Annotated in this window: 16 protein-coding genes and 2 pseudogenes; 11 read left to right on the top strand and 7 right to left on the bottom strand. The window is 70.5% G+C overall.

Annotated features, from left to right (window positions below):
• Nucleotides 1-5,458: pseudogene (locus JNW91_RS02300) on the bottom strand (ATP-binding protein).
• A gap of 208 nt (nucleotides 5,459-5,666) precedes the next feature.
• The gene (locus JNW91_RS02295; protein ID WP_203173288.1) at nucleotides 5,667-6,017 is read right to left on the bottom strand and encodes an MmcQ/YjbR family DNA-binding protein; all 351 of its coding nucleotides are present in this window, start codon (nucleotides 6,015-6,017) and stop codon (nucleotides 5,667-5,669) included.
• 254 nt (nucleotides 6,018-6,271) lie between these two features.
• Between JNW91_RS02295 and JNW91_RS02290 the strand changes: the two genes are divergently transcribed.
• The 5 genes and pseudogenes from JNW91_RS02290 to JNW91_RS31685 form a co-directional block, all read left to right on the top strand.
• Nucleotides 6,272-7,090: a basic amino acid ABC transporter substrate-binding protein gene (locus JNW91_RS02290; RefSeq protein ID WP_203173287.1), complete on the top strand. Its 819-nt coding sequence runs from the start codon at nucleotides 6,272-6,274 to the stop codon at nucleotides 7,088-7,090.
• A gap of 76 nt (nucleotides 7,091-7,166) precedes the next feature.
• Nucleotides 7,167-7,961: an amino acid ABC transporter permease gene (locus JNW91_RS02285; protein WP_203173286.1), complete on the top strand. Its 795-nt coding sequence runs from the start codon at nucleotides 7,167-7,169 to the stop codon at nucleotides 7,959-7,961.
• Between the two features lie 5 nt (nucleotides 7,962-7,966).
• The gene (locus JNW91_RS02280; RefSeq protein WP_203173313.1) at nucleotides 7,967-8,806 is read left to right on the top strand and encodes an amino acid ABC transporter ATP-binding protein; all 840 of its coding nucleotides are present in this window, start codon (nucleotides 7,967-7,969) and stop codon (nucleotides 8,804-8,806) included.
• A 318-nt stretch (nucleotides 8,807-9,124) separates the two neighbouring features.
• Nucleotides 9,125-10,129 carry a multicopper oxidase domain-containing protein gene (locus JNW91_RS02275; protein WP_203173285.1) on the top strand — a complete coding sequence of 335 codons (1,005 nt, stop codon included), beginning with the start codon at nucleotides 9,125-9,127 and terminating at the stop codon, nucleotides 10,127-10,129.
• A pseudogene (locus JNW91_RS31685) lies at nucleotides 10,129-10,914 on the top strand (ThuA domain-containing protein); the annotation flags it as partial. The gene JNW91_RS02275 and the pseudogene JNW91_RS31685, both read left to right, overlap by 1 nt.
• 32 nt (nucleotides 10,915-10,946) lie before the next feature.
• Here the strand turns inward: JNW91_RS31685 and JNW91_RS33795 are convergent.
• Nucleotides 10,947-11,162, bottom strand: a complete 216-nt coding sequence (locus JNW91_RS33795) for a hypothetical protein (protein WP_407664236.1) — start codon at nucleotides 11,160-11,162, stop codon at nucleotides 10,947-10,949.
• A 71-nt stretch (nucleotides 11,163-11,233) separates the two neighbouring features.
• On the opposite strand from JNW91_RS33795, the gene JNW91_RS31675 reads away from it, so the two are divergent.
• The 4 genes from JNW91_RS31675 to JNW91_RS02255 all read left to right on the top strand — a co-directional run bounded on the left by JNW91_RS31675 (nucleotide 11,234) and on the right by JNW91_RS02255 (nucleotide 18,132).
• Entirely contained in the window at nucleotides 11,234-14,089 is a 2,856-nt protein-coding gene (locus JNW91_RS31675; protein WP_309244193.1) for a family 16 glycoside hydrolase, read from the top strand.
• Between the two features lie 8 nt (nucleotides 14,090-14,097).
• The gene (locus tag JNW91_RS02265) at nucleotides 14,098-15,624 is read left to right on the top strand and encodes an OmpL47-type beta-barrel domain-containing protein (protein ID WP_203173284.1); all 1,527 of its coding nucleotides are present in this window, start codon (nucleotides 14,098-14,100) and stop codon (nucleotides 15,622-15,624) included.
• Nucleotides 15,625-15,656: 32 nt separating this feature from the next.
• On the top strand, nucleotides 15,657-16,649 hold the full coding sequence (locus tag JNW91_RS02260; RefSeq protein ID WP_203173283.1) for a hypothetical protein: 993 nt from the start codon (nucleotides 15,657-15,659) through the stop codon (nucleotides 16,647-16,649).
• A 229-nt stretch (nucleotides 16,650-16,878) separates the two neighbouring features.
• A complete protein-coding gene (locus tag JNW91_RS02255; protein WP_203173282.1) occupies nucleotides 16,879-18,132 on the top strand; it encodes a phosphodiester glycosidase family protein in 1,254 nt (417 codons plus the stop codon).
• A 170-nt stretch (nucleotides 18,133-18,302) separates the two neighbouring features.
• On the opposite strand, the gene JNW91_RS02250 is transcribed toward JNW91_RS02255, so the two are convergent.
• Nucleotides 18,303-19,631, bottom strand: a complete 1,329-nt coding sequence (locus tag JNW91_RS02250) for an alpha/beta hydrolase (RefSeq protein ID WP_203173281.1) — start codon at nucleotides 19,629-19,631, stop codon at nucleotides 18,303-18,305.
• Between the two features lie 403 nt (nucleotides 19,632-20,034).
• Between JNW91_RS02250 and JNW91_RS02245 the strand changes: the two genes are divergently transcribed.
• Complete coding sequence (locus JNW91_RS02245; protein ID WP_203173280.1) at nucleotides 20,035-21,414, top strand: FAD-dependent oxidoreductase; 1,380 nt, start codon at nucleotides 20,035-20,037, stop codon at nucleotides 21,412-21,414.
• Between the two features lie 42 nt (nucleotides 21,415-21,456).
• Here the strand turns inward: JNW91_RS02245 and JNW91_RS02240 are convergent, their stop codons facing one another.
• The 3 genes from JNW91_RS02240 to JNW91_RS02230 all read right to left on the bottom strand — a co-directional run bounded on the left by JNW91_RS02240 (nucleotide 21,457) and on the right by JNW91_RS02230 (nucleotide 24,630).
• Complete coding sequence (locus JNW91_RS02240) at nucleotides 21,457-21,927, bottom strand: heme-degrading domain-containing protein (protein WP_203173279.1); 471 nt, start codon at nucleotides 21,925-21,927, stop codon at nucleotides 21,457-21,459.
• Nucleotides 21,928-21,961: 34 nt separating this feature from the next.
• Nucleotides 21,962-23,422: an SDR family oxidoreductase gene (locus JNW91_RS02235; RefSeq protein ID WP_203173278.1), complete on the bottom strand. Its 1,461-nt coding sequence runs from the start codon at nucleotides 23,420-23,422 to the stop codon at nucleotides 21,962-21,964.
• A 191-nt stretch (nucleotides 23,423-23,613) separates the two neighbouring features.
• Entirely contained in the window at nucleotides 23,614-24,630 is a 1,017-nt protein-coding gene (locus JNW91_RS02230; RefSeq protein ID WP_203173277.1) for a polysaccharide deacetylase family protein, read from the bottom strand.
• A 509-nt stretch (nucleotides 24,631-25,139) separates the two neighbouring features.
• On the opposite strand from JNW91_RS02230, the gene JNW91_RS31670 reads away from it, so the two are divergent.
• Entirely contained in the window at nucleotides 25,140-26,963 is a 1,824-nt protein-coding gene (locus JNW91_RS31670; protein ID WP_238424215.1) for a discoidin domain-containing protein, read from the top strand.
• Nucleotides 26,964-26,965: the final 2 nt, after the last annotated feature.

Below are 26,965 nucleotides of genomic sequence, written 5' to 3'. Positions count from 1 at the left end.
CTATCCCAGGCGGGTCTCGATGGCCTCGATGATGCGCGGACGCAGTTCGGCGGCGCGGATGACGGCGTCCACCGAGCCGACCTCGACGGCGCGCTGGATGTTGTGCACGCGGTCGAACTCCGTGGCCACCTCGCCGAGCTTCTCCGCGCGCACCGAGGAGCGCAGCTCGTCGAGTTCCGCGGTCAACGCGGCCCGTCCGGTGCCGGCCGCGGCGGCGACGCGCGCCTCCAGGTCGCGTACCCGGGGGTCGGCCGCGGTGCGGGCGTTGACGTCGGCGGAGAACACCACAGCGGCGGCGGGCGCGCCGCCAAGCACCGAGGCGAACGAGCCCTCCAGCGCCAGCACGGTCATGTTCGGGTTCAGCGCCTTGGAGAACACCACGAACGCTCCACCGTGATAGCGCGAGATCACGCAGAAGACGATGGGCCCGCGGAAGTTCACGATCGCCCGGCCGATCTCGGCGCCGTACTCCAGCTGGAGCTTGCGCATCGACTCTGGTGAGCCGTCGAAGCCGGACAGGTTCGCCAGCACGACCAGCGGCCGGTTGCCGCTGGCCGCGTTGATCGCCCGCGCGGCCTTCTTCGACGACCGGGGGAACAGCGTGCCCGCCGTGTAGGTGTCCGGGCCGTCGGTGGGCGGGAACCCGTGCCGTGGCACCGAGCGGGACTCGATGCCGAGCAGACAGACCGGAATGCCGCCGAGGTGGACGTCCTGCACGACGGCGGTGTCCGCGTCGGCCATGCCCGCCCAGCGTTCCAGCACCGGGTGGTCCTGGTCGGAGAGGGCCCGCATCACGGTACGGATGTCGAACGGCTTCTTGCGGTCCGGATTGGCCTCGGCGGAGAAGATCTCGCCGACGGTGGCGAAGGCGCTGCCCGCCACGTCGTGCGGGAAGGTGGAGATGTCGCGGTCCAGTGGATCGGTGGTCGTCGCGCGCCGTGGGGCGTCCTCGCCGGGCGCGACGTACGTGTGGTCGTAGTGCGACATCAACACGTCCCGCGCGGCGGTCAGGTTCGGCGCCCAGTACTGCGCCTGCCCGTTCGGCCCCATCACCCGGTCGTAGCCGCCGATGCCGAAGTTGTCCTCGGCGGACACGCCGCCGGAGAAGTCGAGCGACTGCTTGCCGGTGAGCACCATCGCCGAGTCCGGTGTCATCACCAGGACGCCCTTGGTGTGCATCAGCATCGTCGCCTCGGCGTTCCAGTACGGCTGCGCGCCGACGTTGATGCCCGCGACGACGATGTTGATCTCACCGCCGGCCTGGGTGAACTCGACGATCCGCTTGAGGGCCGCGGCGACCCAGTCCATGTTCTCCGTGCCGGAGGTCATGGAGATCCGGGCACCGGCCGACAACGCCCACCACTCCAGCGGCACGCGCAGCCGCTCCGCCAGGTCCAGGGCGGCGATCACCCGCCGGCACTCCGGCTCCGACAGGGCGCCCAGCGACTTCGTCGGGTCGCCGAGCAGCACCACCCGGGTGACGCCCTGCGGGTGCCGCGTGGTCGGGGCGGTGACCACCCCGGCGACGATCGCGGCGCGGTTGCGCCCCTTGGGCCGGTCCACCGGCACCAGGGTGTGGTCGTCGTCGAGGTCGTGCTCGACGAAGTCGCCGAGCCGGCCGGTCAGCTCGTACGGGTACACGGTGTTGCGGCTGCTCGCCCGCAGGACCTTCAGCCGGTACTCGTCGAGCGGTTCGACCGGCTCCGCCGGCGGTTCGCCGACAACCAGCTCCGCGCCGCCGGTGGCGTCGAAGGAGATCCGTACGGCGATCTTGGTCAGCTCGCCGGTGCGGCGGTCGCGCTGGCGGGCGATGAACAGGATCTCCTCCAGCCCGGCGCCCACGGTCGTCGGGCGCACCCGCCCGGCGATCATCTCCATCTCCTCGCGGGTGAGCTCGCTCGGCGGCCAGACGTAGACCACGATCCGGTTGGTGTTGAAGCGCGTCTTCGACGGTCGGCGGGACTGGGCGCGGCGGATCGAGTCGAGGCAGGCCGCGATGGCGTCCTCGGTCGTCGGCAGCGCCACCAGCCGGCCGTCCTGCTCGCGCAGCTCGGTCAGGTCCCGTACCTGGGCGAACGCGACGAGTCGTTCGTCGGCCGGGTTCTCCCGCGCCACGCACTGGAAGAGGTAGACCTCCTCGTCCGACGACGGCAGCCGGGTCAGGTCGAACTTGTGCAGCCGCTCCAGTTGCATCCGCTGGGCGATGTACGGGTGCAGGCCGCGGATCAGCCGGTCCTCGGTCATCGTGGTGCCGGACGGTCGGAACGTGAAGTGGTGGTGCATCACCGCCCCACCGCGACCCGCGACGGTGGCGGTGAGCCGTCGGACCTGGGGCGGCAGCGGGTGCGCGGTGATGACGTCGTGCAGCGCGGCGGCCATCTCGTCAAAGTCCTCCGGCTGGTTCTCCCAGCGAGGTAGATGTCGGCGTCGACGGAGTCCTCGCCGGTGGCCAGGTCGGCGAGCCCGCGCAGGGCGCCGTCCAACGCGTCGAAGCTCACCGCGGCCGAGACCACACTGGAGTCCGCGCGTTCGGCGACCACGAACGAGCAGCCCGCGACCTCGCGGGTGCGCACGCTGGTGAGCGCCTTGTTGCCGTAGTACCGACGGGTGAGCACCTCCAGCATGACCGTGTTGTCGAGGTGGTCGCGGACGAGGCGCTGGCCGAGCAGTCGGACCAGCGGTTCGGTGCTGCGCACCATCTCGGCGACGCGCTCGGCGCGATCGGGCGAGTCCGGGTGCGCGTCCAGGTGCCGCAGGTGCGCGCGGACCTGGGCATAGACGCGGGCGCGGTTGCGGCGCAGCAGCGGCTGGGCGAACCAGGCGAACACCACGCCGCGGGCGAGGTCGGCGAGGGCGGGGAAGCGTACCTGCGTGGCGGAGATCAGCCGTTCCAGCGCGAGGCCGGCGGGCTCGCGCAGCGTCTCGTCCGGCGGGGACTCCGGCAGCCAGGCGCGCAGCAGCGTCGCGACGACGGCGGCGTCGGCGGACGCGCGCTGCTGAGCCAGGAAGATCCGGAACACGGCGGCTTCGAGGTCGGGGGAGCGGTCGAGGTCGGTGACGCCGTAGTGGCCGAGCGCCTTGCCGAGCTTGGCCTGGAAGGCGTCCGGCAGGCCGGCCCGCTCGACGTCGAGGCTCTGCAGGTAGGTGTGGAAGTACTCGCGGGCGCTGTACACGTGTGCGCCGCCGTCCTCGCCGGTCGGCCGGTTGCGGCTCAGTTCGGCGAGGTCGGCGAACACGTTGAGGAGGTCGAGTTCGGCGGCGAGCGGCCGGTGACCGTCCTCGGTGGCCGCGCGCGCGCGGTGAGGTAGTCGTCGAGCACCCGACGGTCGTCGTGCGGGTCGACGTCGAAGCCGAGCAGCAGCCCGCGCAGGTCCTCCTGACCACGGCGGCTGCGCTCGTCGGCCGACAGCTGCTCGGCGGAGGCGGGCAGGTCCAGTTCGACCGAGGCGGTGGCCGTGGCGTCCGCGCTGTCGGCGGCGTCGTCGGCGAGGGGCTCCAGGCGCAGCAGCGGCGCACCGGCCTCCACCTGGCTGCCCACGGAGACTGCGCACTCCTTGAGCCGCGCCTTGAACGGCGCCCGCAGCACCGTCTCCATCTTCATGGCCTCCAGCACGAGCACCGGCGCGCCCGCCTCGACCTCGTCGCCGATCTCCAGGGGCGTGGCGACGACCAGCGCCGGCATGGGGGAGCGCAGGACGCCACCCTCGTCGCGGCTGACCCGGTGCGTGACACCGTCCACCTCGACCAGGTGCGTCGGCCCGTACGTGCCGGTGAGCAGGCGGTACCGGATGCCGTTGACGACGATCTGACCGGTGTGCCGGTCGAAGCGGTCGAGTTCGACGTCGGCGGTGCGCACCAGGCCACCGGACTCGATGCCCACGCGGAACCGGTGCGCGTCGACCCGCGCCACGCGGGTGCGGTAGTCGGCGCCGCGCAGCTTGAGGTCCAGCGGTCGACCGCTGGCGTGCTGCACCTGCGGGCGCCCACCGGAGGCCGTCGACAACAGCCGCTGGCGCTCGACGTGCTCCTCCTCCTCGTACGCCTCGATGGCGGCGGCCGCCAGCGCGACAGCGCTGTGCCGGTGCGCGACGAGTCGACCCTCGCCGCGGACACGGTCGATCCAGCCGGTGTCCGCGCTGGCGTCGATCACCTCGGGCTGGTCGAGCAGGTCGAGGACGAAGCTCTTGTTCGTCGCCCCGCCCTCGATGATCACGGTGGTGTTCGCCATGGCCCGTCGCAGCCTGCCCAGCGCCTCGTCGCGGTCACGGCCGTACGCGATGATCTTCGCGATCATGGAGTCAAAGTCGGCGGGGATGGTGTCGCCCTCGCTGACGCCGGTGTCCACCCGGATGCCGGGGCCGCTGGGCAGGTCGAGCCGTGCGATGCGGCCGGGCGACGGCGCGAAGTCGCGGTCGGGATCCTCGGCGTTCAGCCGGGCCTCGATGGCGTGGCCACGCTCCGCCGGGGGCGCGCCGTCGAGGCGCCCGCCGGAGGCGACGTGCAGTTGCGCCTTGACCAGGTCGAACCCGGTGGTCAGCTCGGTGATCGGGTGCTCGACCTGGAGGCGCGTGTTGACCTCGAGGAACGCGAACAGCCGGTCGCCGGGGTGGTACAGGAACTCGACGGTGGCCGCGCCCCGGTAGCCGACCGCCACGGCGAGCCGCTCGGCCGACGCCTTCAGCTCGGCTGCCTGCGCCCGGTCGAGCACCGGCGACGCCGACTCCTCGATGACCTTCTGGTTGCGGCGCTGCACCGAGCAGTCCCGGACACCGAGCGCCCACGCGGTGCCCTGCCCGTCGGCGATCACCTGGACCTCGACGTGTCGCGCGCCGGTGACCAGCCGCTCCAGGAAGACGACGCCGCTGCCGAAGGCCCGCGCCGCCTCCTGGCTGGTGCGCTCGTACGCGTCGTCCAGGTCGGCCTCGCTGGTGATCACGCGAATGCCGCGTCCGCCACCGCCCGCGGTCGCCTTCAGCATCAGCGGGTAGCCGATCTCGGCCGCCGCGGCCCGCGCGGCGTCCAGGGTCTCCACGGCGCCGCGACTCCACGGCGCGACCGGCACGCCGACCTTCTCGGCGATGAGCTTGGAGCCGATCTTGTCGCCGAGTTGGCGCATGGCCTCCGGGCTCGGCCCGACGAAGGTGACGCCGATCTTCTCGCACAGCTCGGCGAACGCCGGGTCCTCGGCGACGAAACCCCAGCCGACCCACGCGGCGTCGGCCCCGGTCTCGACCAGGGCGCGCTCCAGCGTGGCGAGATTGAGGTACGGGCGGGCGGACGCCGGACCGAGGTCGTAGGCGATGTCCGCCTCGCGCACGAAGGTGGCGGTGCGGTCGACGTCGGTGTAGAGGGCGACGGTTTCGAGCGGAACGCCGGTCTCCGCAGCCAGCTCGCGGACCGCGTGGATGAGCCGCATCGCGGCCTCACCTCGGTTGACGATGGCGATACGGTTGAACACCCGACTGACCCCTTTGGTAGACCATGACCTGCGCGCCGCGAGTGGACGACTCCCGGCAGTGATCACTTTTCCGGCTGTCGGCGGGCTGCGCCATGGCGCAATCGCCGAACCAACCGGCGCTCAGTTGTAGGAACTCCACAAAAGTTTTGGTCCCCGTCCGACATAACACGCGACGGGATTGACGACGGCACCCTCCGTGGTGAGATGGCTACTGGCAGTGGGCGGGGACGCGCATCCGCCACGCGTCGGTGATCAGCTCCGTCAGACGCCGCACGTCCACCCGCTCCAGCCACAGCATGACCAGGGGCAGTCCGTCGTACGCGGACGTGGTGAAGAACAACTCGGGCTCTCCGAGCAGCAGCGCCTGCTTCTCCGCCTCGTCGCCCACATAGAGCACCGCGACGTCGGTGCGGATGCGGCGGCGCTCCCCGGGCCGGCGCTCGGGGTAGGACCAGACGAAGCCCTTGTCGGCGACCCGGAAGTCGAAGCCCTCGCTGTCGATCTCGACGACGTCCGGTAACGACCGGGCCAGATTCCGGACATCCTCGGCGTCAGCCATCGGGACCGCTCCCGGACACCGACTCGCGCATGCAGACAGGTTAACCATCCCGTCGACACCGGCACAGCCTCCGTTGGCCGCCCGGTTGCCGCCCGGCTGTCGGATTCACCGGCTGGGCGGGCGATGTACCCGCCCAACCGGGCCTGGTGTGATCTGGGTGCCGCCCGCCCAATCAGGTACCGTCGCCTGTCACACCGTCTTCGCACCAACCTGGCTGCCCGCCACAGGGGGAGCCGCACCGGAGGGACACAGCCGTGAGGTTCCAGAGCGCAGCCCGCCAGGCCGGCCTCCTCGTGACCATCGCCGCCCTGGCGGTGACCGCGGGATGCGCCAAGAAGGATGACAGCGAGGTCCAGGCGAACGGCGTGAAGCTGGTCGAGGCGGGCAAGCTCACCGTCTGCACCCACCTGCCGTACCCGCCGTTCCAGTCCAAGGACGCCAGCGGCAAGGTGACCGGCTTCGACGTCGACGTGATGGACCTGGTGGCCAAGGAGCTGGGCGTCGAGCAGACGATCATCGACACCCCGTTCGAGGGGATCAAGTCCGGTCAGGACCTCAACACCGGCAAGTGCGACGCCGCCGCGGCCGGCATGACGATCACCGAGGAACGGCAGAAGGTGATGAACTTCTCCGATCCTTACTTCGACGCGACCCAGGCGATGCTGGTGAAGACCGGTAAGTCGTACAAGGCGCTCGACGACCTTCGGGGCAGGAAGCTCGGCGTCCAGGCGGCCACCACCGGCCGCGACTACGCCAAGAAGTTCGAGAAGGAGAAGGGCCTGCAGCTCGTCGAGTTCGAGGACCTCGCCGCCCTGCAGCAGGCCGTCGCCAACGGTCAGGTCGAGGCCGGCATCAACGACCTGCCGGTCTGGACCGAGTACCTCAAGAAGAACCCGGGTGGGTTCGAGGTGGCCGCCGAGTTCGGCACCGGCGAGCAGTACGGCTTCTCGGTGAAGAAGGACGGCAACCCGGAGCTGCTCAAGAAGATCAACGAGGCGCTGGCCAAGGCCAAGCAGGACGGCACGTACGACACGATCTACGAGAAGTGGATCGGCAAGCGGCCGAGCGCCTGATCCAGGCTCCGTAGGCAAGGGCGCGCGTCTCGCGCGCCCTTGCTGTCAGCAACCTCCGGGAAGGCAACGACCGAACGTGAAGCTGCGACGCCGTCAGCGGGAACGGCTGTCCCTCGGTATCCAGTACCTGGTGTTCATCGCCATCATCGCCGGGGTGCTGTTCGCCGCCGACTGGGACAGGTTGAAGGACGCGTTCTTCCGCGTCGACATCATCAAGTCGATGTTCCCGACGATCATCACCGTCGCGCTGCGCAACACCATCCTGTACACGCTGGGCGCGTTCGCTTTCGGTCTGGTGTTCGGCACCGTCCTCGCGCTGATGCGGCTGTCCCGGGTGGCGCCGTACCGCTGGGTGGCGACGGCGTACATCGAGTTGTTCCGCGGTCTGCCCGCGCTGCTGGTGCTCTTCCTCGTCGGGTACGGCATTCCGATCGCCTTCCCGGAGCGTGAGATTCCGGGCGGCGTGTTCGGCTCCATCGCGATCGGTCTCGGGCTGACCGCCGCGGCGTACATGGCGGAGACCATCCGGGCCGGCATCCAGGCCGTTCCCAAGGGGCAGATGGAGGCGGCGCGCACACTCGGCATGTCGCACTTCACCGCCATGCGCACGATCGTCATCCCCCAGGCGTTCCGGATCGTCATTCCGCCGCTGACGAACGAGCTGATCCTGCTCACCAAGGACTCGTCGCTGGCCTACGTGCTGGGCGTGACGGCGCAGACCATCGAGGTCACCAAGTTCGGTCGGGACATGCTGAACGACCGGGTGAACGCCACCCCGCTGCTGGTGGCCGGCCTCGCCTACCTGGTGATCACCCTGCCCCTGTCCCAGGTGGTACGACGCCTCGAACTCCGCTACGCCAAGGCCCGGTGACCCGCATGACGACCACGCCACCCCGCCCCGCCGTCGAGATCCGCGACCTGCACAAGTCCTTCGGGCCGCTCGAAGTGCTCAAGGGCATCGACTTCGAGGTCGGTCAGGGCGAGGTGGTCTGCGTCATCGGGCCGTCCGGCTCGGGTAAGTCGACCCTGCTGCGCTGCGTCGACCTGCTGGAGGAGCCGACCGCCGGCCGGATCTGGGTGAACGGCGTCGAGATGACCGACCCGGACGTCGAGGTCGACGCCGTGCGCCGTGGCATCGGCATGGTCTTCCAGTCGTTCAACCTGTTTCCGCACCTGACCGTGCTGAACAACCTCACCATCGCCCAGCGCCGGGTGCTGCGGCGCGGTCGCGCCGAGGCCGAGCGGATCGCCCGGGACAACCTGGAGCGTGTCGGGCTGACCGACAAGGCCGACGTGTTCCCGGCGCAGCTCTCCGGTGGGCAGCAGCAGCGGGCGGCGATCGCCCGATCGCTGTCGATGGAGCCGAAGCTGATGCTCTTCGACGAGCCGACCTCCGCGCTCGACCCGGAACTGGTCGGCGACGTGCTCACCGTCATGCGCAAGCTGGCCGAGGACGGCATGACGATGATGGTGGTCACCCACGAGATGGCGTTCGCCCGTGACGTCGCGGACCGGGTGGTGTTCATGGACGGCGGGGTGGTGGTCGAGCAGGGGCCGCCGCAGGAGGTGCTCGGCGCGCCCAGGCACGAACGGACCCGTGCGTTCCTCTCCCGGGTCCTCGACCCGACCCGTGTCGCGCAGCTCGGTCAGCCCGACCAGGCTCCCGAGCCGCCCGAGGCCCCCGGCCTACCGGCCGACGGCCGCCACACCATCTGACAGACCGCTTGATCACGCCGTCCGCCGGCAGGTGCCGACGGGCGGACGGCCGTGTGCTGACGAGGGCGGTGACCTGCGGGTTGTCGGGGCCGGTTCATGATCGATCGAAGTGCGTCGTGATGTCCAGGTAATCTTTTTGCAATCAGACCTGTACTTTCGTCGATGGATTACATAAGTTGCTGTCATCCACCGAAAGTTCTGAGTCTTCCGAGCAAAGCCCGCGACGAGCCTCACCCTCAGTCGTGCCTCCGCCCCGTGCTCGGCGGTCGATGCACCCTGCCCTTCGTCGCGTCTTCGCCCGGTCGGGAACGGAGACCCATGGACGATCACGCCGTTGGCTCTCACCGCCATCTGTCCCGTCGATCCCTGATCACCACCGGCGCGCTCGCCGCCGGAGCGCTGGGCGCGTCCAGCCCCGCGTTCGACACCGCGTTCGGAGGCAGCCCGGCCCGGGCCGCCACCGGCGTCACGAAGAAGGTCACCATCTACGCCGAGCAGTTGCCCGGCAACCTGTTCGGGTACGGCCTGGCACCCGGCCAGGCCACCGTGCCGGGGCCCGTGCTGGAGATGTACGAGGGTGACACCCTGGAGATCACCCTGGTCAACACCACCAACCAACGGTTGTCCATCCATCCGCACGGGGTGGACTACAGCACCGAATCAGACGGCAGCCCGCTCAACGCCTCGTTCAACAATCCCGGCGAGACGCGCACCTACGTCTGGCGCTCCCGGGAGATGTTCGCCGCGGCGGGCCGGCGGTTCATGCCGGGCAGTGCCGGCTACTGGCACTACCACGATCACGCCATGGGCACCGACCACGGCACCGCCGGTGTCGCGAAGGGCCTGTACGGGGCGTTGATCGTGCGGCGCCGCGGCGACATCCTGCCGGAGAAGCAGTTCACGGCCGTGTTCCACGACATGATGATCAACAATCGGATGGCACCGGACACGCCCATGTTCGAGGCGAACCTGGGCCAGCGGGTGGAGTGGATCGCCATCGGGCACGGCAACCTCTTCCACACCTTCCACCTGCACGCGCACCGCTGGGCGGACAACCGCACCGGGATGCTGGAAGGGCCGAGCGACCCGAGCCTGGTCGTCGACAACAAGGACCTCAATCCGGGCAGTTCGTTCGGTTTTCAGGTGCTGGCCGGAGAAGGCGTCGGACCCGGGGCGTGGATGTACCACTGCCACGTGCAGACCCACTCCGACGGCGGCATGGCCGGGATCTTCCTGGTCCGCAACGCCGACGGCAGCATGCCACCGGGCGCCGAAGAGGCGATCCACCGGTTCCAAGGCCACACCCACACGCACGGAAGCTGATGAAAGTGGGGACGGGGATGACCAGAAAAGTACGACGAGCCCTCGCCGCGGTAGCGGCCATCGCGACACTGATCCCGGCAACGGCAACGGCGGCGGGAGCCGCGCCGCGTACCGCAGCCGCGGCACCACCGGCGACACAGCAGACGAAGACCGCGGTCCTGGTGTTCCACGGGCCGGTGGCCGAGCAGCAGGACCCGGTTTCGCGCGCCGCGGACACCATCCGGCAGCTTGGTGCCAGTCATGACATCGATGTCACGACCACCACGGACCCGGGTGTGTTCACCACGGCCGGGCTGTCGGCGTACCGCAGCGTCGTGTTTCTTTCCGCGACGGGCGCCGCGCTCAACCGCGACCAGGAGTCGGCGCTGCAGAGCTACATGAAGGCCGGCGGCGGTTTCGTCGGCATCGCCGACGCCGCCCGCGCCCAGGTCGACTCCACCTGGTTCACCGGCCTCATCGGCACCCGCCCGGCGGGTGCCATCCCGGTGGCCGAACCGGTGGCCCGGGTGACCGCCAGCGGCGAGAACGCGCCGAACGAGACGAAGGAGAAGTTGACCGACGGCGACGCCAACACCAAGTGGCTGGTCCGCACCCCGACGGCGTGGGTGGCGTACGAACTGGCCGCCGCCAAGCGGATCACCGGGTACGCGCTGACGTCGGCCAACGACTCCGCCGGGCGCGACCCGAAGGACTGGACCCTGCAGGGCTCCACGGACGGGCAGAACTGGTCCGATCTGGACCGACGCACCGGCCAGAGCTTCCCGGACCGGTTCCAGACCCGCCGGTTCGACATCGCCACGCCGCAGGAGTTCACCCGCTACCGGTTGAACATCACCGCCAACAGCGGCGAACCGCTGGTCCAGCTCGCCGATCTGCGCCTGTTCACCGGTAACACCACCGCCCCGCCGCCGCCCGCCGTGAACCGCGCGGTGGTCGACATCCTGGACCGGAAACACCCGGCCACGGCGTCGCTGCCGCTGACGGTCACCCGCTCGGACCGCTGGGAGAACTGGGACCCGAACCCGATCGGCACCGTGCACACCCTCGCCCAGGTCGAGGAGCGGCACTACGACCCGGGGCGCCGCCAACGGTCCCTTCCACCCGGTGTCCTGGTGTCGGGACTACGACGGCGGCCGGTCGTTCTACACCGGCATGGGCCACACCGAGGGCAGCTACGGCGAGGAGGCGTTCCGCACGCACCTGGCCGGAGCTCTCAACTGGACCACCGGCCGGGTACGCGGGGACTGCCAGGCGACGATCGCCGCGAACTACAAGGTGGAGCGGCTCACCGCGGCCAACCAGACCGGGCAGCTGGACCAGATCGGGGAGCCGCACGGGCTCACCATCGCGCCGGACGGCACGGTGTTCTACGTCGGCAAGGCGGCCTGCCCGAGTGGCCCGATCGCGGACTGGAACGACCCGAACGTCGGCCTCGGCTGCGGCACCATCCACTCGTGGGATCCGCGCAGCAAGCAGGTCAAGCTCCTCACCACCCTCAAGGTGATGGGCAACCGGGGCAGCGGATCCGAGCTGGTGAAGAACGAGGAGGGCCTGCTCGGCATCGTGCCCGACCCCGCGTTCGCCGACAACGGCTGGCTCTACGTCTACTGGATGCCGCACGAGTCGATCGACCGGGTGAAGCGCGTCGGGCAGCGCACCATCTCCCGGTTCACCTACGACCGCGCGACGCAGACCATCGACCAGGCGACCCGCAAGGATCTGCTGCAGTTCCCGGTGCAGATCCACAGTTGCTGCCATGCCGGCGGCGGCATGGCGTTCGACGCCAAGGGCAACCTCTACGTCGGCTCCGGCGACAACAACTCCTCCGAGGGGTCGGAGGGCTACTCCGGCAACAACTGGACCCAGGAGTACCAGGGGATCTCGTTCCAGGACGCACGGCGTACGTCGGGCAACACCAACGACCTCGCCGGCAAGATCATTCGGATCCACCCGGAGTCGGACGGCACGTACACCATCCCGGAGGGCAACCTGTTCCCACCGGGCACCGAGAAGACCCGGCCGGAGATCTACGTGATGGGCGTGCGCAACATCGCCCGACTCCAGATCGACCCGGTGCACCAGTGGCTGACCGCCGGCTGGGTCGGCCCGGACGCGTCGGCGCCCAGCCCCACCCTGGGCCCGGCCAAGTACGAAACCGCCACCATCATCACCTCGGCGGGTAACCAGGGCTGGCCGTACTGCATGGGCAACCGGCAGCCGTACCGGGACCGCAGCAACACCGACGCCAAGGTGCTGACCGGCTGGTACGACTGCGACAACCTGAAGAACGAGTCACCGCGCAACACCGGCCTGGTGGACATCCCGGCGGCCCGGGACAACATGATCTGGTACTCGCCGAGCGGCGGTGGTCCGGTGTTCCCGAAGCGGACCGACGGCAGCGGCCTCCCGACCTACGTCGCGGCGGACGCCACCTACACGCAGCCGTACCTGCGCGGCGGCGGGCAGGCCATCATGTCCGGCCCGACCTACCACCGCGAACTCGTCGACACCACCAGCGGCGTGGCGTGGCCGGAACACTGGGACGGCAAGTGGCTCATCGGCGACCAGTCGAACCCGGCCAACCGGGTCGCGGTCACCGTCGACCCGGCCGGCGTGCCGCAGGCCGCACCTCCGGTGTACGCCGAGTCGCTGCGGGCCATCATCCCCGGCGGCAACGGCGACACCCGGCTGCAGAGCTGGATGGACGCCAAGTTCGGCCCGGACGGCGCGCTCTACCTGCTGGACTACGGAGGCGGGTTCTTCAGCCTGCACCCCAACCAGAAGCTGATCCGGATCACCTACACCGGTGGCGCGCCCACCCCGGCGCCGGCCGCGGCCTCGGTGGCCGTGCAGAACAAGCCGTTGACCATCGCCTTCACCGGCTCCCGGTCCGGCGGCGTCAGCCACCGGTGGGAGTTCGGCGACGGCGCCACGTCGACCGAGGCAGACCCCCGGCACACGTACGCCCGGGTCGGGACCTACACCGCGAAGCTGACCGTCACGTACGCCGACGGTGAGACGGCGACGGTGCAGACCACGGTCACGGTGGGCTGCGCGGTGCCGGACGCCCGGGACACGGTGTGGCTCGGCGACACGGACACCGGGGTGCCCAGCCGTACGGTGGGGCAGGGCTGCACGATCAACGACCTGATCGACGACGAGAGCACCTGGGCCGACCACAACGCCTTCGTCCGGCACGTGACCGCGGTGACCCGCGCGTTGCAGGACGACGAACTGCTCAGCGCCCGCGAATCGGGCACGCTCACCCGCCTGGCCGCCGCGTCCGACATCGGCCGCGACGGGCGCACCGGGTACGAGCCGCTCTTCGACGGCACGGCCGAGTCGCTGCGCGGTTGGCAGCAGGCGCCGTCGGGTTCGTTCAGCATCCAGCCGGACGGATCGCTGCGCTCCAGCGGTGGCATGGGCATGCTCTGGCACACCAAGGAGCTGGCCGACTTCTCGCTGAAGCTGCAGTTCCGGGACATCGCGCCGGGCACCGGCCGGGCCAACACCGGCGTCTTCATCCGATTCCCGGACCTGCGAACCCCACTGGAGCAGCGGCCACCGGGCAGCTGCGGCACGGTCGGATCGGCCCGGACCTCGGCCGCCTGGATGGCGATCTACTGCGGACACGAGATCCAGATCTACGACGGCGAGACCGGAGAGCCGCAGAAGACCGGCTCGGTCTACAACTTCGATCCGGTGCCGCTCGCCCAGGCCGGCGTGACCCCGAAGAACGAGTGGAACGACTACGAGATCCGCGTGGTCGGTCAGCACTACACGATGATCCGCAACGGCGTGGTAATCAACGAGTTCGACAACACGCCGGGCAAGCAGTCCTCCCGGGCCGGCGACCCGCCGACCGACCTGCGGCAGTTCCTCAGCGGCTTCATCGGTTTGCAGAACCACGGCGACAACGACCTGACCGAGTTCCGCAACATCCGCGTGCGGGAACTCTAGGAGAAACGATGATCCGACGACTCACGGCTGCGCTGTCGGCGCTGCTGCTCACGGTGATCCCGTTGGCCGCGACGCCCGCCACCGCCGCCCCGCTCGTCGAGGACCAGGTGCTGACCTGGACCGCCGACGACGACATCACCCGCTACAAGTCCGCGCCCACCCAGGCGGTGGCCGGCGCGGCGACGATCATCTGGGAGAACAGCACGGCCACCGGCAACACCTCCGGGATGCCGCACACGCTGACCTTCGACACCAGCACCGAGGGCTACAACCACGACGTCACCCTCAACATCCTGGCCAGTCCGTTCGACGCCAACGACGGCCGCCACCAGGCGACCGTGACGCTGACCCCGGGCCGGTACCGCTACTTCTGCACGATGCCCGGTCACAGCCAGATGGTCGGCGAGCTGGTGGTCACCGACGGCGGGGGAGGTGGCGACACCACGGCGCCGACGGTCGCCGCCGCCGTGTCGGGTGACCGCGACCAGGACGGAAACTACGTCGGTGCGGCCACGGTGACCGTCACGGCCACCGACGCCGACTCGGGTGTGGACACCGTCGAGTACCAGATCGACGACACCAGCTTCCAGCCGTACACACAGCCGGTGCAGGTGAGCGCGGTCGGCGACCACTCGGTGCAGTTCCGTGCCACCGACCAGGCCGGCAACACCAGCGCGGTCGGCTCGGTGACGTTCCGGATCGTCGAGCCGGGGGAGGAGGACACCACCGCGCCGGTGGTGAAGGCCGCGCTGGCCGGTGACCGCGACGGCGACGGCAACTACATCGGTACGGCGACCGCCACGCTGACCGCCACCGACACCGGGTCCGGCGTCGCCACCATCGAGTACGCGCTGGACGGGGCCGCCTTCACCGCGTACGCGAACCCGATCGTGGTGACCGGGGTCGGGACGCACATGCTGCACTACCGGGCGACGGACGTCGCCGGTAACACCTCGACCGAGCAGATGGCTCACTTCACCGTCGTCGCCCCGACGGAGGAGGACGACACCCCGCCCACGGTGTCCGCCACGGTCACCGGCGACCGGAACGACGACGGCGGATACGTCGGCGCCGCGACCGTGACCGTCACCGCCACCGACGACGGCTCGGGTGTGGCTTCGGTCGAGTACGCGCTCGACACCGGCGGCTGGACCGCGTACGCGGCCCCGGTCGCCGTCCGCGCCCCGGGCGCACACACCCTGCGGTACCGGGCGACCGACGCCGCCGGGAACGCCTCCGCCGAGCAGTCCACGACGTTCACCGTGGTGGCCGACGGCACCGACGCCTGCCCCGCCTCCGACACCCGGGCCACGGTGATCATCGGCGGTGACGACACCGGGGTCGACAACGTCGACGCCGGTGACGGCTGCACCATCAACGATTTGATCGACGAAAACGCCGACTACCCCGGCCACGCCGACTTCGTCCGGCACGTCGAGACGGTCACCGCCGCACTGGTGACCGGCGGAACGCTCAACCGGCGGCAGCAGGGCGCCATCGTCCGGGCCGCGGCCCGATCGGACGTCGGCGCATGAGTCCTCGAATCTCATCGACAGGGAGTACAACGATGCCCGGACGTACCGTCGCCAAGCTGGCCACCGTGAGCGCCGTCGTCGCCGCCTCGGTGCTGGCCGTGGCGCCCACCGCCCACGCCGACCTGGTCACCCACTGCATCGGCACCGGCGGTGCGGTGACCGTGCCCAACGACCTGTACGTGCCGGCCGGCGAGTCCTGCGCGCTGACCGGCACCACGATCACCGGCAACGTCACCGTCGCCGCCGGCGGCAATCTCGTCGTGACCGGTGGGCGCGTCAGCGGCGAGGTACGCGTCGCCGCCGACGGCTACCTCGACGCCACCGACACGACCGTCGACGGCCAGGTGGTGCTGGCCGCCGGCGGGTACGGCGTCTTCCTCAAGGACGCCCGTACCGGCACCGTGACCGTACGGCCGAAGGGCTCCGCGACCATCGACAGCTTCCTGTTCGCCGAGGCGTCGACGATCGCCGGGCACGTCACCGTCGGCGCCGGTGAGGTCCGACTCGACCGCGGCACGCAGGTCGAACGCAACCTCAGCAGCACCGGCACCTACTACACCGACGTGCACGACTCGTTCGTCGACGGCACCGTGTCGGTGCTCAACAGCGCCACCGGCAGTGTCGTCTGCGGCAGCGCGGTCCGCGGTCGGGCCACGTTCGCGGGCAACCTGGGCGGCGTGCAGCTGGGCCCGAACGGCGCTCTCGACAGTTGCGCCTCCGGCAGCTACTGGGGCGCGGACGTCAGCGTCACCAGCACCACCGGCGGCGTCACCGTCGACGACAACGTCATCAACGGTTCGTTGACCGCGACGGGCAACGACCCGGCCGCCCAGGTGGCCGCGAACAACCGGATCCGCGGTGGCGTGACCGGTGACCAGGCGGCGGCGACCGCCAACCGGGCGGCCCGGGTCGCCGGCGCGACCGGGAGGACGCTGGCGACGAGCGGGCGGAGGTTCGTCGTACCTCGGCGGTGCAGGAGGCCACCGCGGCGGGCGACGCCCGGCTCTGACCGCTCGAACGCCTGATCACGTCGGCCGGACGCCATCGGGCGTCCGGCCCGACGCGCGTTGCCGGGCCGACCGCACTCCGGGAACGTGAGTTGATCAAGAAGGTGTGGAGGGTTCACGTCGAACGTCACAGGTGTTCACCCCCGCCTGATCGGCTGGCCGGGAAGACCCATCCCGGGCCGGCCACCCGCCGGTCCGGCTCGAACATCCCGGCGCAGGCCCGGATCGCACCAAGAAAGGAGCGGCAATGAGGCCATCGAACCTCGTACGCCCGAGTCTGGCGCTGCTGCTCGCCGCGGGGCTGAGCACTCTCGCGACGCCGACCGGCGCCGCCCACGCCGCCGCGTCCACCTCCACGGCGGCCACCCCGATCACCGTCACCTCGACCGAGCAGCTCGCCCCGGGCGTCACGTACGGCTCGTTCGAGGTGAACACGCCACGCGGCGTCACCGTCGGCTACCTGCTCACGGCCGACCTGCGCGGGAACAAGGTCTCCCTCGATCTGCTGCGCCCCGACGCCGTCGCGCAGCGACAGGTCGTCTCGGCGATGACGAACGAGCAGGGCGCCATCGCCGGCGTGAACGGGGACTTCTTCAACAACAGTGAGACCCACACCGGCGTCACGCCGACGTACTCCTCCTCGGGTCCGGAGATCGCCGACGGCGACGAGCTGAAGTTCGCGGTGCCGAACGCGCAGCGTTTCGGCCCCGGGCTCGCTCCCGGCACGTCGACCCGGGACGTGTTCGGCGTGGGCGTGAACGGCAAGGCGCGGGTGGACACCCTGAGCCTGGACGGCGAGGTGCGCAGCCGCAGGGGCACGGTCGCCCTCAGCGGCCTCAACCAGTACGCGCTTCCGGTCGACGGCGTCGGCCTGTTCACCTCCGAGTGGGGCGCCGCCTCCCGGGTCCGGTCGACCTGCGGCAGCGACACGAGCCGCAGTGACCCGTGCAGCACCCACACGTACGAGGTGACCGTACGCGGCGGCGTGGTGACCTCGGTCGGCCAGATCCCCGGCGCGGGCGCGATCCCCGCCGACACCCAGGTGCTGGTCGGGCGCGAGGGTGGCGCGGACGCGCTCGACGATTTCGCGGTCGGCGACCGCGTGACGGTGCGGGAGAAGATGGTCTCCGCCGGCCATCCGAAGCTGGACTTCGCAGTCGGCGGCGCGCCGATCCTGCGCGACGGCGAGCCGCTGGCCGGCCTGGACACCAGGACCGCCGCGGTGCGCAGCTCGGCCGGTGTCAGCGCCGACGGCGGGACGGTGTACCTCGTCGCGCTGGCGGGCCGCGCCCCGGCCAGCGCCGGCTTCACGATCGCCGAGCTGGCCGATCTGATGGTCACGCTCGGCGCGGACGACGCGGTGAACCTGGACGGCGGCGGGTCGAGCACGGTCGCGGTGCGCGAGCCGGGCCAGGCCGCGGCCACCGCCCGCAACAACCCCTCCGACGGTACGGAGCGCGCGGTCGCCAACGGCATCGGGATCTTCGTCGGCCGCCACTGATCCGCGACCGAACACAGACTCGCCCCGCCCGGTCCTTCCCGGGTGGGGCGAGTCCTGTCCTGCCTGCACGTTCTGGAAGTTCCCGGCCGAGTCGCACTTCACGCCGTGGTCGAGGTAGTTGCGCACGCGTGCCGCGAACGCGTCGTCCTCCCAGGCGTCGTCGTCGGGGGTCAGAAATCGTCGATGTTCACTGTCACGCGGTGCGCGCTCGACTTCCAGTTGGGCACGTTGACCAGGTCGTAACCACCGCCGCGCTGGCCCACGGCGATCTGTACGAGGCCGAGGTGTGCCGGCGTGGCCGGGATGAACACGTCCATGCCCGTGATGAAGGTCTGGCTGAAGAACTCCGGCAGCGGGGCGGACAGGTCGGTGACGCGGTCGCTGTTGTCGTCGAACGCGAAGATGGCGATCGTCCTCTTCGCGCGCGGCGTGTTGGCCGGGTTCAGGACGTCCCGCCCGTTGATCCACACATTGTCGCCGGCGTCGCCCTGGTCGCCCCACCACTCCTTCTGACGCTGGATCGTCAGAGCCGTGTGCCGGTCGCTGGTGTCGACCAGTGCGCCGAGGCCCTCGCCCGGTTGGCTGGTGGCCAGCCGCACGAAGGAGTCCGAGCGCAGGAACGGCTGGAAGTAGAAGTGGTGCGTCGCCGCGCCGGCGCGCACGATCGCTAGCTCGTAGCGAGCGGTGGCGAGTACCGGGAACGGTCCGAACGACCCGTCGCCGCTCAGGGCCACCCGATGTGTCGGCCGGGTCGACAGCCGACCGCCCGTCAGGGCGCTGACCGGGTAGACCTCAAGCGTCGCGTCGGTAACGCCGACGTTGCTCGGGAAGAGCACCGCGCGGCCGGAGACCCGCGCGGTGCCGAACAGTTGAGGCACGATGCGCGTTGTCCCGGGAGCGCGACCCTGGAAGAACTGGAAGATCTCGCTGAAGGACTCATGCGACGACACGGTCTGCGTGTGGGACTGGTTCGGGAAGTACACGTTGCTCGCGCCCACGACGGCCCGGGCCGGGTCGCCCTCGCCCCAGATCGCGAGCGTTGGCACGCCGCCCGGCGGTGCCGCCGCCGTGCGGCCGTCCAGGTTGACGTAGTGCGCGACCCGGGCCGCGCGGGCCGGCGAGCTGGTGAGGTAGCCCTGCATGACGAAGGTGCCCAGAGAGTGCGCGAGCAGGTCGACCTTGTCCGCGCCGGTCGCGGCCAACAGGCGCGAGATCCGCGCGTCGAGCCCCGCGTACACCTGGGGCAGGATCGTGGCGATGGTGGGTGAGTCGTACTCGTGGGCCTCGATGATGTCGATCGGGTAGCCGTTGCTGGCGAGGCGCTTGGCCTGGGTCTGGAACTGAGCCGCCGACCCGGCGCTGCCGTGCACGAAGATCACTGGGCGGTACGACGGTGTGTCGGCGGCTTCGGCGGGGGGCGGAACGGCGACGACGGACAGGCCGGCGGCGAGCGCGACCCCGGCCGCCAGGCAGAGCAGTCTCCGGCGAGACGTGTGCATCGGGCCTCCACCTCGATCGACGAAGTATATGCACTGATAGCGCAAGTATCTTGTCAGGGTGCGGCGCGGCGGTCCACACCTTCCAGCCGGCCCGGGGACTTCGACACCGGCGGATGTGCGCTGCCGTCAGTCGACCGACGTGGCGAGCAGGTCGCCGACCGCGGCGCGTACCGGGTCAGGGTTCGCCCAGCTCCAGTTGGGGTGCCAGCCCCGCTCATCCGAATGTCGACCTCGTCCAGCGTCCTGGCCGGTATCCGACAACCGCGTGGAGCCATCCGGGCGACGTCCGGCGTGTGTGCAACGATCGTCGGGCATTCGACGAACGGCCGTCCATCCCCGTCCGCGTAACGTCCGCCGACGGGCACGGGGAGGCCACCACGCCTCGTATCTCTTGGAGAGCACGATGTCCCTCTCTCCGGCTCAGGTCTTCACCGCGCTGAACGCCGTGCGACCTCCCGAGCAGGCGTCCCCGGTCCTGGGCAAGGCCGTCGTGGTCGGCGGCAGCGTCGCCGGGCTGCTGGCCGCCCGGGTGCTGTCCGACTACGCGGACAGCGTGGTCATCATCGAGCGGGACGACCCGCAGGTGACCGGCGAGCGGCCCGGTGTGCCGCAGGGGACGCAGTTGCACGCGCTGCTGCCCGGTGGCTTCCTCCAACTCGAACGGCTGTTCCCGGGCTTTCGCGAAGAGGCCGTGGCCCAGGGGGCGGTCGGGGCCCCACCCCCCGCCAGGCGGACCTACCTCGACGGCCGGTTGAAGGTTGTCGTGCCCGACGACGCCGACAGCCTGGCGGGCAGCCGGCCGCTGCTGGAGGGCCTGATCCGCCAGCAGGTGCTCCGGCTACCCAACGTCAAGACGGTGGCCGCCCGGGCCACCGGCCTCGTGTTCGACGGGGCCGCCGTCACCGGGGTCCGCTGCGACGTCGACGGACTGCCGGGCGCCGAGAGCGCCGACCTCGTGGTGGACGCCATGGGGCGTTCGAGCAGGCTGTCGGACTGGCTGGAGCACGCCGGCTGGGAGCGGCCCACCACACGGCGGATGACGGTGCACCTGAACTACGCGACCGCGCTGTTCCGGCGCACCGAGGCGAACCCCGCCCTGACGGTCGTCATGGCGCTGCTCAGCCCGAAGATGTCGCCGGACGTGGCCGGCGCCGCGTTCTTCGCCATCGAGGACGGTCGGTGGATGGCCATGATGGCCGGGTACGGGGACCACCGCCCGGGCCGTACCGCCGACGACTTCGTCCGCCGGCTGCGCGAGCAGTTCCCCCCGGAGTTCGGCGATCTCGCCGGCAACGAGATGCTCGGCGACGTCCGGACCTACGCTCACGCCGACAGCCGGCGACGGGACTTCCACGCGGTGCGGCGGTTCCCCGCCGGGCTCGTCAGCGTCGGTGACGCCGTCGCGTCGTTCAACCCCGTGTACGGGCAGGGCATGACGGCGGCGGCCCTGCACGCGGCGTGCCTGTCGACGTACCTGAGGTCCAAGCCGGACCTCAGCGTGCCCGCCCGCGCGTACCTCGATCTGCAGAAGGTCGTGGTGGACGCCGCCTGGTCGATATCGACCTCGGCGGACCTGGCGCTGCCCCACGTCGACGGGCCGTACCCGCGCGGCTACCGGCTCTCCAGCTGGGCCAGCAGGCAGATCGTCGCGGCGACGGTCTCCGACGTCGAGGTCGCCCGGCGGTTCAACGACGTCGTCTCCATGCGGGAGCATCCACGTTCACTGGCCACGCCCGGCCTGCTTCTGGCCGCCCTGCGGGCCAACCGGCGTGCCCGCCGCTGACGCTTCGGCGGCGGGCTCGACCGCGGTGGGCCGGGCGTTCGGCTAGCGCGGAAGCTTGCGGAGGATGTCGACGACGAAGCGGTGATCGTCCAGCTGGGGGAGCCCGGAGACGCCGAACCAGCCCACGACGCCGGTGCCACGAACACGCAGTGGCACCGCGCCCCCGGCCGCGGCGTACCGCGAGGCCGGCAGGCCGAACTTCTCGGTGAGCGTCGTGTGCTTGTCCTGGCAGAGCCGAGCCATGTACAGCGAGGAGTGCTCGAACCGCGTCACCACGCGCCCCTTGCGACGCAACCACCCGTCGTTGTCCGCCGTCGAGCCCGGCAGGCCGCAGTGGAACAGCTGGCGGCCGGTCCGCCACACACCCACGGAGATCGGAAGCCGCTGCTCCGCGGCGGCGGTGACAGCCAGCACCCCCAGGTCGTACGCGTCCGTCTCGGTCAGGCCCGCGAGCTCCAGCTCGCTCTCCTCGCGCAGCAACTCGTCCAGCGTCGGCCACTGGTCAGATGACATGTACCTTCTCCTCGTCGAGCGGGTGGGACGTCGTTCACCAGGCGCAGGGCGCGTAGTCCTTCAGGAAGCAGCCGTACAGGTCTTCGCCCTGCTCGCCGCGCACGATCGGGTCGTACACCCGGGCCGCGCCGTCGACCAGGTCGAGGGGGGCGTGGAAACCTTCGTCGGCCAGTCGCATCTTCGTCGGGTGCGGCCGCTCGTCGGTGATCCAGCCGGTGTCGACGCTGGTCATCAGGATGCCGTCGGTCAGCATCTCCTGGGCGCTGGTCCGGGTCAGCATGTTCAGCGCGGCCTTGGCCATGTTGGTGTGCGGATGCCCCGGCCCCTTGTAGCCGCGGCCGAACTGGCCCTCCATCGCCGAGACGTTCACGATGTACTTGCGGCGGGCCTGCGCCGCGGCCATCGCCGGACGCAGGCGGCTGACCAGCACGAACGGCGCGGTCACGTTGCACAGCTGCACCTCGAGCAACTCGACCGGGTCGACCTCGTGCACCCGCTGGACCCAGCTGTTCACCGAGTCGAGGTCGGGCACCAGGCCGCCGGCGTCGATGGCGGTGGACGCGGCGATCCGTTCCGGTGAGGCGGAGCCGCTGGTCAACGCCAGGGCGGTGAGCGCGTGCGGGGTGAGCGCGGTCGACTGCGGCCCCGCGGTCAGGCTGCCCGCCGGACCGCCGTGGCCGTCCGGCTTGGCGAACGTGATCAGCTCCGGCAGCGGACCGTCCGGCAGGGCCGCGGCCTCCGCGGCGACGAGCTGCGCATACGCCCCGGGGGAGCGGCGAACCGTCTGCGCCGCGTTGTTGATCAGGATGTCGAGTGGTCCCTGGCTGCTGACCGAATCGGCGAGGGCGATCACCTGGGCGGGGTCGCGCAGGTCGATCCCGACGATCCGTAGCCGGTGCAGCCAGTCGGCGCTGTCCGGCATCGCGGCGAACCTGCGTACCGCGTCGTGCGGGAACCGTGTGGTCACTGTCGTGTGCGCGCCGTCGCGCAGGAGCCGCAGCGCGATGTACATGCCGATCTTCGCCCGGCCGCCGGTGAGCAGGGCGCGCCGACCGGTCAGGTCGGTGCGGGCGTCGCGGCGCTCCCGGTTGAGCGCGGCGCAGGACGGGCAGAGCTGGTGGTAGAAGGCGTCGACCTCGCGGTAGCGCTGCTTGCAGATGTAGCAGCCGCGCGGGTTGTGCAGGAAGCCGGCGGTGGTGCCGGTGGTGGGCGAGGCGAGCGGGATGCCCTGGGTCTCGTCGTCGATCCGGCCCGGAGCGCCGGTGGCGGTGGCCTCCGTCACCGCGCGGTCGGCCGCCAGGATGGCGTCCCGCCGTTCCTCACGCCGCCGCTGCTTGATCACCTTGTACAGCTTCGCGGTGGCGCGCTGCACCCGCACCACGTCCGGGTGGTCGGGCGGCAGGGACTCCAGGGCCTCGAAGACGCTGAGGCAGGTCTCCAGTCGGCTCCGGTCGATCCCGTCCTGACCGTTTTCGGTAATGCTGTCCGCCGTCATGCGCCTTCGTCTCGTCCCGTTCCCCACGCCGGATCCAGCCGGCCCGCCCACGTCCGACCCGGAACTGTACGCACTTGCGGGGCCGTGCTGCATCCCGCGCGTCGGCACGTCGGCTGCATGGGGGCGGTACGGGGGTGGCCGTGCGTGGCGACCGCCGAATCGCCACGCACGGCCATTGGAGCCGCCGGCGGTCAGCCGGAGGTACAGGAGCGGATCTGCGCTCGGGCGCTGCTGTTGCCGTTGAACATCGTGGTGAAGCCGAAGGTGTTGCCGCTGCCGTTGGACCGCATGGTCAGGGTGCCGCTGCCGTCTGAGGAGGCGGTGCCGTTCCAGGTGGTGGCGACCGTCTGCGGTGCGGTGATCGCCACGACCACGGTCCAGGTGGTGGCGCCGCTGACCGTCACCGAGGTGTTGTACCGGTCACCCCAGACGTTGGTGGTCGTCGCCGTCGCGGTGCAGCTGCCGGCGGGGGGTGGGGTGCCACCGGTCGGCGGGGTGGTGCCGTCCGGCGCGACCGCCCGCCCGGTGGACGGCGAGATCATGCCCGGGCACAGGTTGCGGCTGGTCAGGTTGGCCATGATCTGCGGGATCGCGTCGCGGGTGTTCTGGATCCCGTCGTGCATGAGGATGACCTGACCGCTCTGGAGGCGGCTGGCGTTGGACACGATCTGGCTGACGCTGGCGCCGTTCCAGTCCTGGGAGTCCACGTCCCAGATCACCTGGCGCATGCCGAGCGACGAGGCGACGGACTGGAGAGTGCCGTTGGTCTCCCCGTACGGCGGGCGGAACAACTGCGGCCGGCTGCCGGTGGCCGACTGGATCGCCGAGCTCGTCTGGGACAGGTCGGACTGCATCTGGGCCTGGCTCATCGAGGTCATGTGCGCGTGGTTCCAGCTGTGGTTGCCGACCCACATGCCGGCGGCCACCTGCGCCTGCGCCGCCGACCGGTTGTTCTGCACGTTCTGCCCGACGTTGAACATCGTGGCCCGCGCGCCGTTGTTGCGCAGCACGCTCAGCAGCGCGCTGGTGCTGCCGGTCGGTCCGTCGTCGAAGGTCAACCCGACGTAGCCGTTGCAGGTGGCGGCGCTGGACGGGGTGGCGGTGGCGGCGACGACGACGCCGCAGGTCGCGACGGCGGTGGCGAGGATGGCGAGGATGGCGCGTAGCCGCCTCGGCCCTGCGACCGTGCCATCGGAGACTGTGCTCATCTGGTGCCCCTTCGGCCAAGCCCGGACGCGCGTGGACATACGACGGCGCGGCGCGGACATCTGGGTGTGACTGGGAAGGTCGACCGATACCCGACGAAGCTCATCGCATCGACCTGAATGAATCGGAGTATTACAGCGAGAATTCTGGGACGTCAACAAGTTCCGGAAGTGCTCCGGAAGCGCCAACGCCGAACCTCGAATCGTGCAACCGGGCGTTCATCGCCGGTCGAACCGCTGCGCCTGACGTGTTCGATCATGTTCTTGTCCGGTCAGACATCAGATGATCCGGAAGACCGTCGAAACTTTCGATCCCGCGATCAGGTGCCGCCACAGCGCTGTCCAGATCGCCCATCGTGGAGGGTCCGTGTCGGTCGGTTGAGCGGGTGCGGTCATCGACCCGTTGACATCGCCGGGCTCCGCCGGGAACTATCAGCGGCAGTCCACTGCTTCCGCCCTCATCGTGACGAGTTCCATGACAACGATGTCAGGCCAACTCCTAAGGAGAGCGCATGCCCCCTGCGCGTTCCCTGTCTCCCCGACTGGTCGCCGCGACAACCGCGCTCCTGCTGCCAGTGGGACTACTCGTCGCAGCCCCCCTGGCCAGCGCCGCGCCCAACACCCCGCCGCCCGGCACCTTCGGCTCCTCGTTCGAGGCGGCCGACCCGCGACCCGCCACGAGCACTGTGGAGGTCGGCGCGAACGGAAAGCCGGTCCAGGCCAACCTGAGCGGAACCCCCACCACGTTGCCCGGCAGCCTGCTAGACCAGGTCGGCGCGGTGACCGCGAGCAAGGATCACCCACCGAACGAGATCGCCGCCAACCTCAAGGACGACGACTCGTCGACCAAGTGGTTGGCGTTCGAACCGACCGGTTGGGTGACCTACCGGCTTGCCGAGCCCGCGACCGTGCGGCGGTACTCGCTGACCTCGGCGAACGACGCCCCGAGCCGCGATCCCCGCGACTTCGTCGTGCAGGGGTCGAACGACGGCAGCACGTGGACCGACCTCGACAAGCGGACCGGCCAGACCTTCGGCGGACGCTTCGCCACCAAGGTCTACAGCCTCACCAACACCACCGCGTACGGCTACTACCGCCTGAACGTCACCGCCAACTCCGGTGACTCGCTCGTGCAGCTCGCCGACTGGAACATCAGCGACGGCTCCGACGTCCGGCCGCCGGCCACCCCGATGGTCAGCGAGACCGGCGCCGGCCCCGACGGCGGCTACACCACGAAGCCGGGCGTCGGGTTCACCGGGCTGGCCGCGCTGCGGTACTCGGGTGGCGCGGAGGGCGACGGCCGCTCGTACGCCACCAACCGGCTGTTCGACGTCGACATCCCGGTCGGGCCGAAGACCCGACTGTCGTACAAGATCTTCCCCGAGTACACCAACGGGGACGCGCGCTATCCGTCCACCTACGCCGCCGTCGACCTGCACTTCACCGACGGCAGCTACCTGAGCCGGCTCTCGCCCGTCGACCAGCACGGCTACCCGCTCACGGCCGGAGGGCAGGGTGCCTCGAAGGTGCTCTACGCCGACCAGTGGAACGCGGTGCAGGCCGACCTGGGCACGGTCGCGCGCGGCAAGACGATCGACCGCATCCTGCTCGCGTACGACAACCCGCAGGCCGCCGGGGACACCCGCTTCCAGGGGTGGCTCGACGACGTCGCGGTGACCGCCTCGCCGGCGTCGATCGACGGTGCGCGGCTGACCAACTACGTCGACACCCGGCGCGGCACCAACTCCACCGGCGGATTCTCGCGCGGCAACAACCTGCCGATCACCGCGGTGCCCAACGGCTTCAACTTCTTCACGCCGGTCACCGACGCCACGTCCGACTCGTGGGAGTACCAGTACCACCGCGCCAACAACGCGGAGAACCTGCCCATGCTGCAGGGCCTCGCGATCTCCCACGAGCCCAGCCCGTGGATGGGTGACCGTAACCAGATGTCGGTGATGCCGGTCGCCGGCGACGGTTCCCTCACCGGGCCGCCCTCCAGCCGGGCTCTCGCGTTCAGCCACGACGACGAGACCGCGCGACCGGACCTGTACCGGGTCGCGCTGCGCAACGGTCTGACCGCGGAGATGGTGCCCACCGACCACGCCGGGATCATGCGGTTCACCTTCCCGACCGGCCAGCCGACCGGCAGTCTCGTGTTCTACAACGGCACGTTCACCATCGGCGCGGACGGCACGTTCACCGGCTGGGTCGACAACGGCGGCGGCCTGTCGGCCGGTCGCAGCCGCATGTTCGTGTCCGGCGCGTTCGACCGGGCGCGACGTCGTCGTCCGCGACGTCGGCCACCTTCGACGTCTCCACCGGGCGTCAGGTGACG

Origin of the sequence: Micromonospora parastrephiae (assembly GCF_016802865.1) — a bacterium.
GTDB classification, from domain to species: Bacteria; Actinomycetota; Actinomycetes; order Mycobacteriales; family Micromonosporaceae; genus Micromonospora; species Micromonospora parastrephiae.
This window is presented reverse-complemented; position numbering and strand designations above follow the sequence as displayed.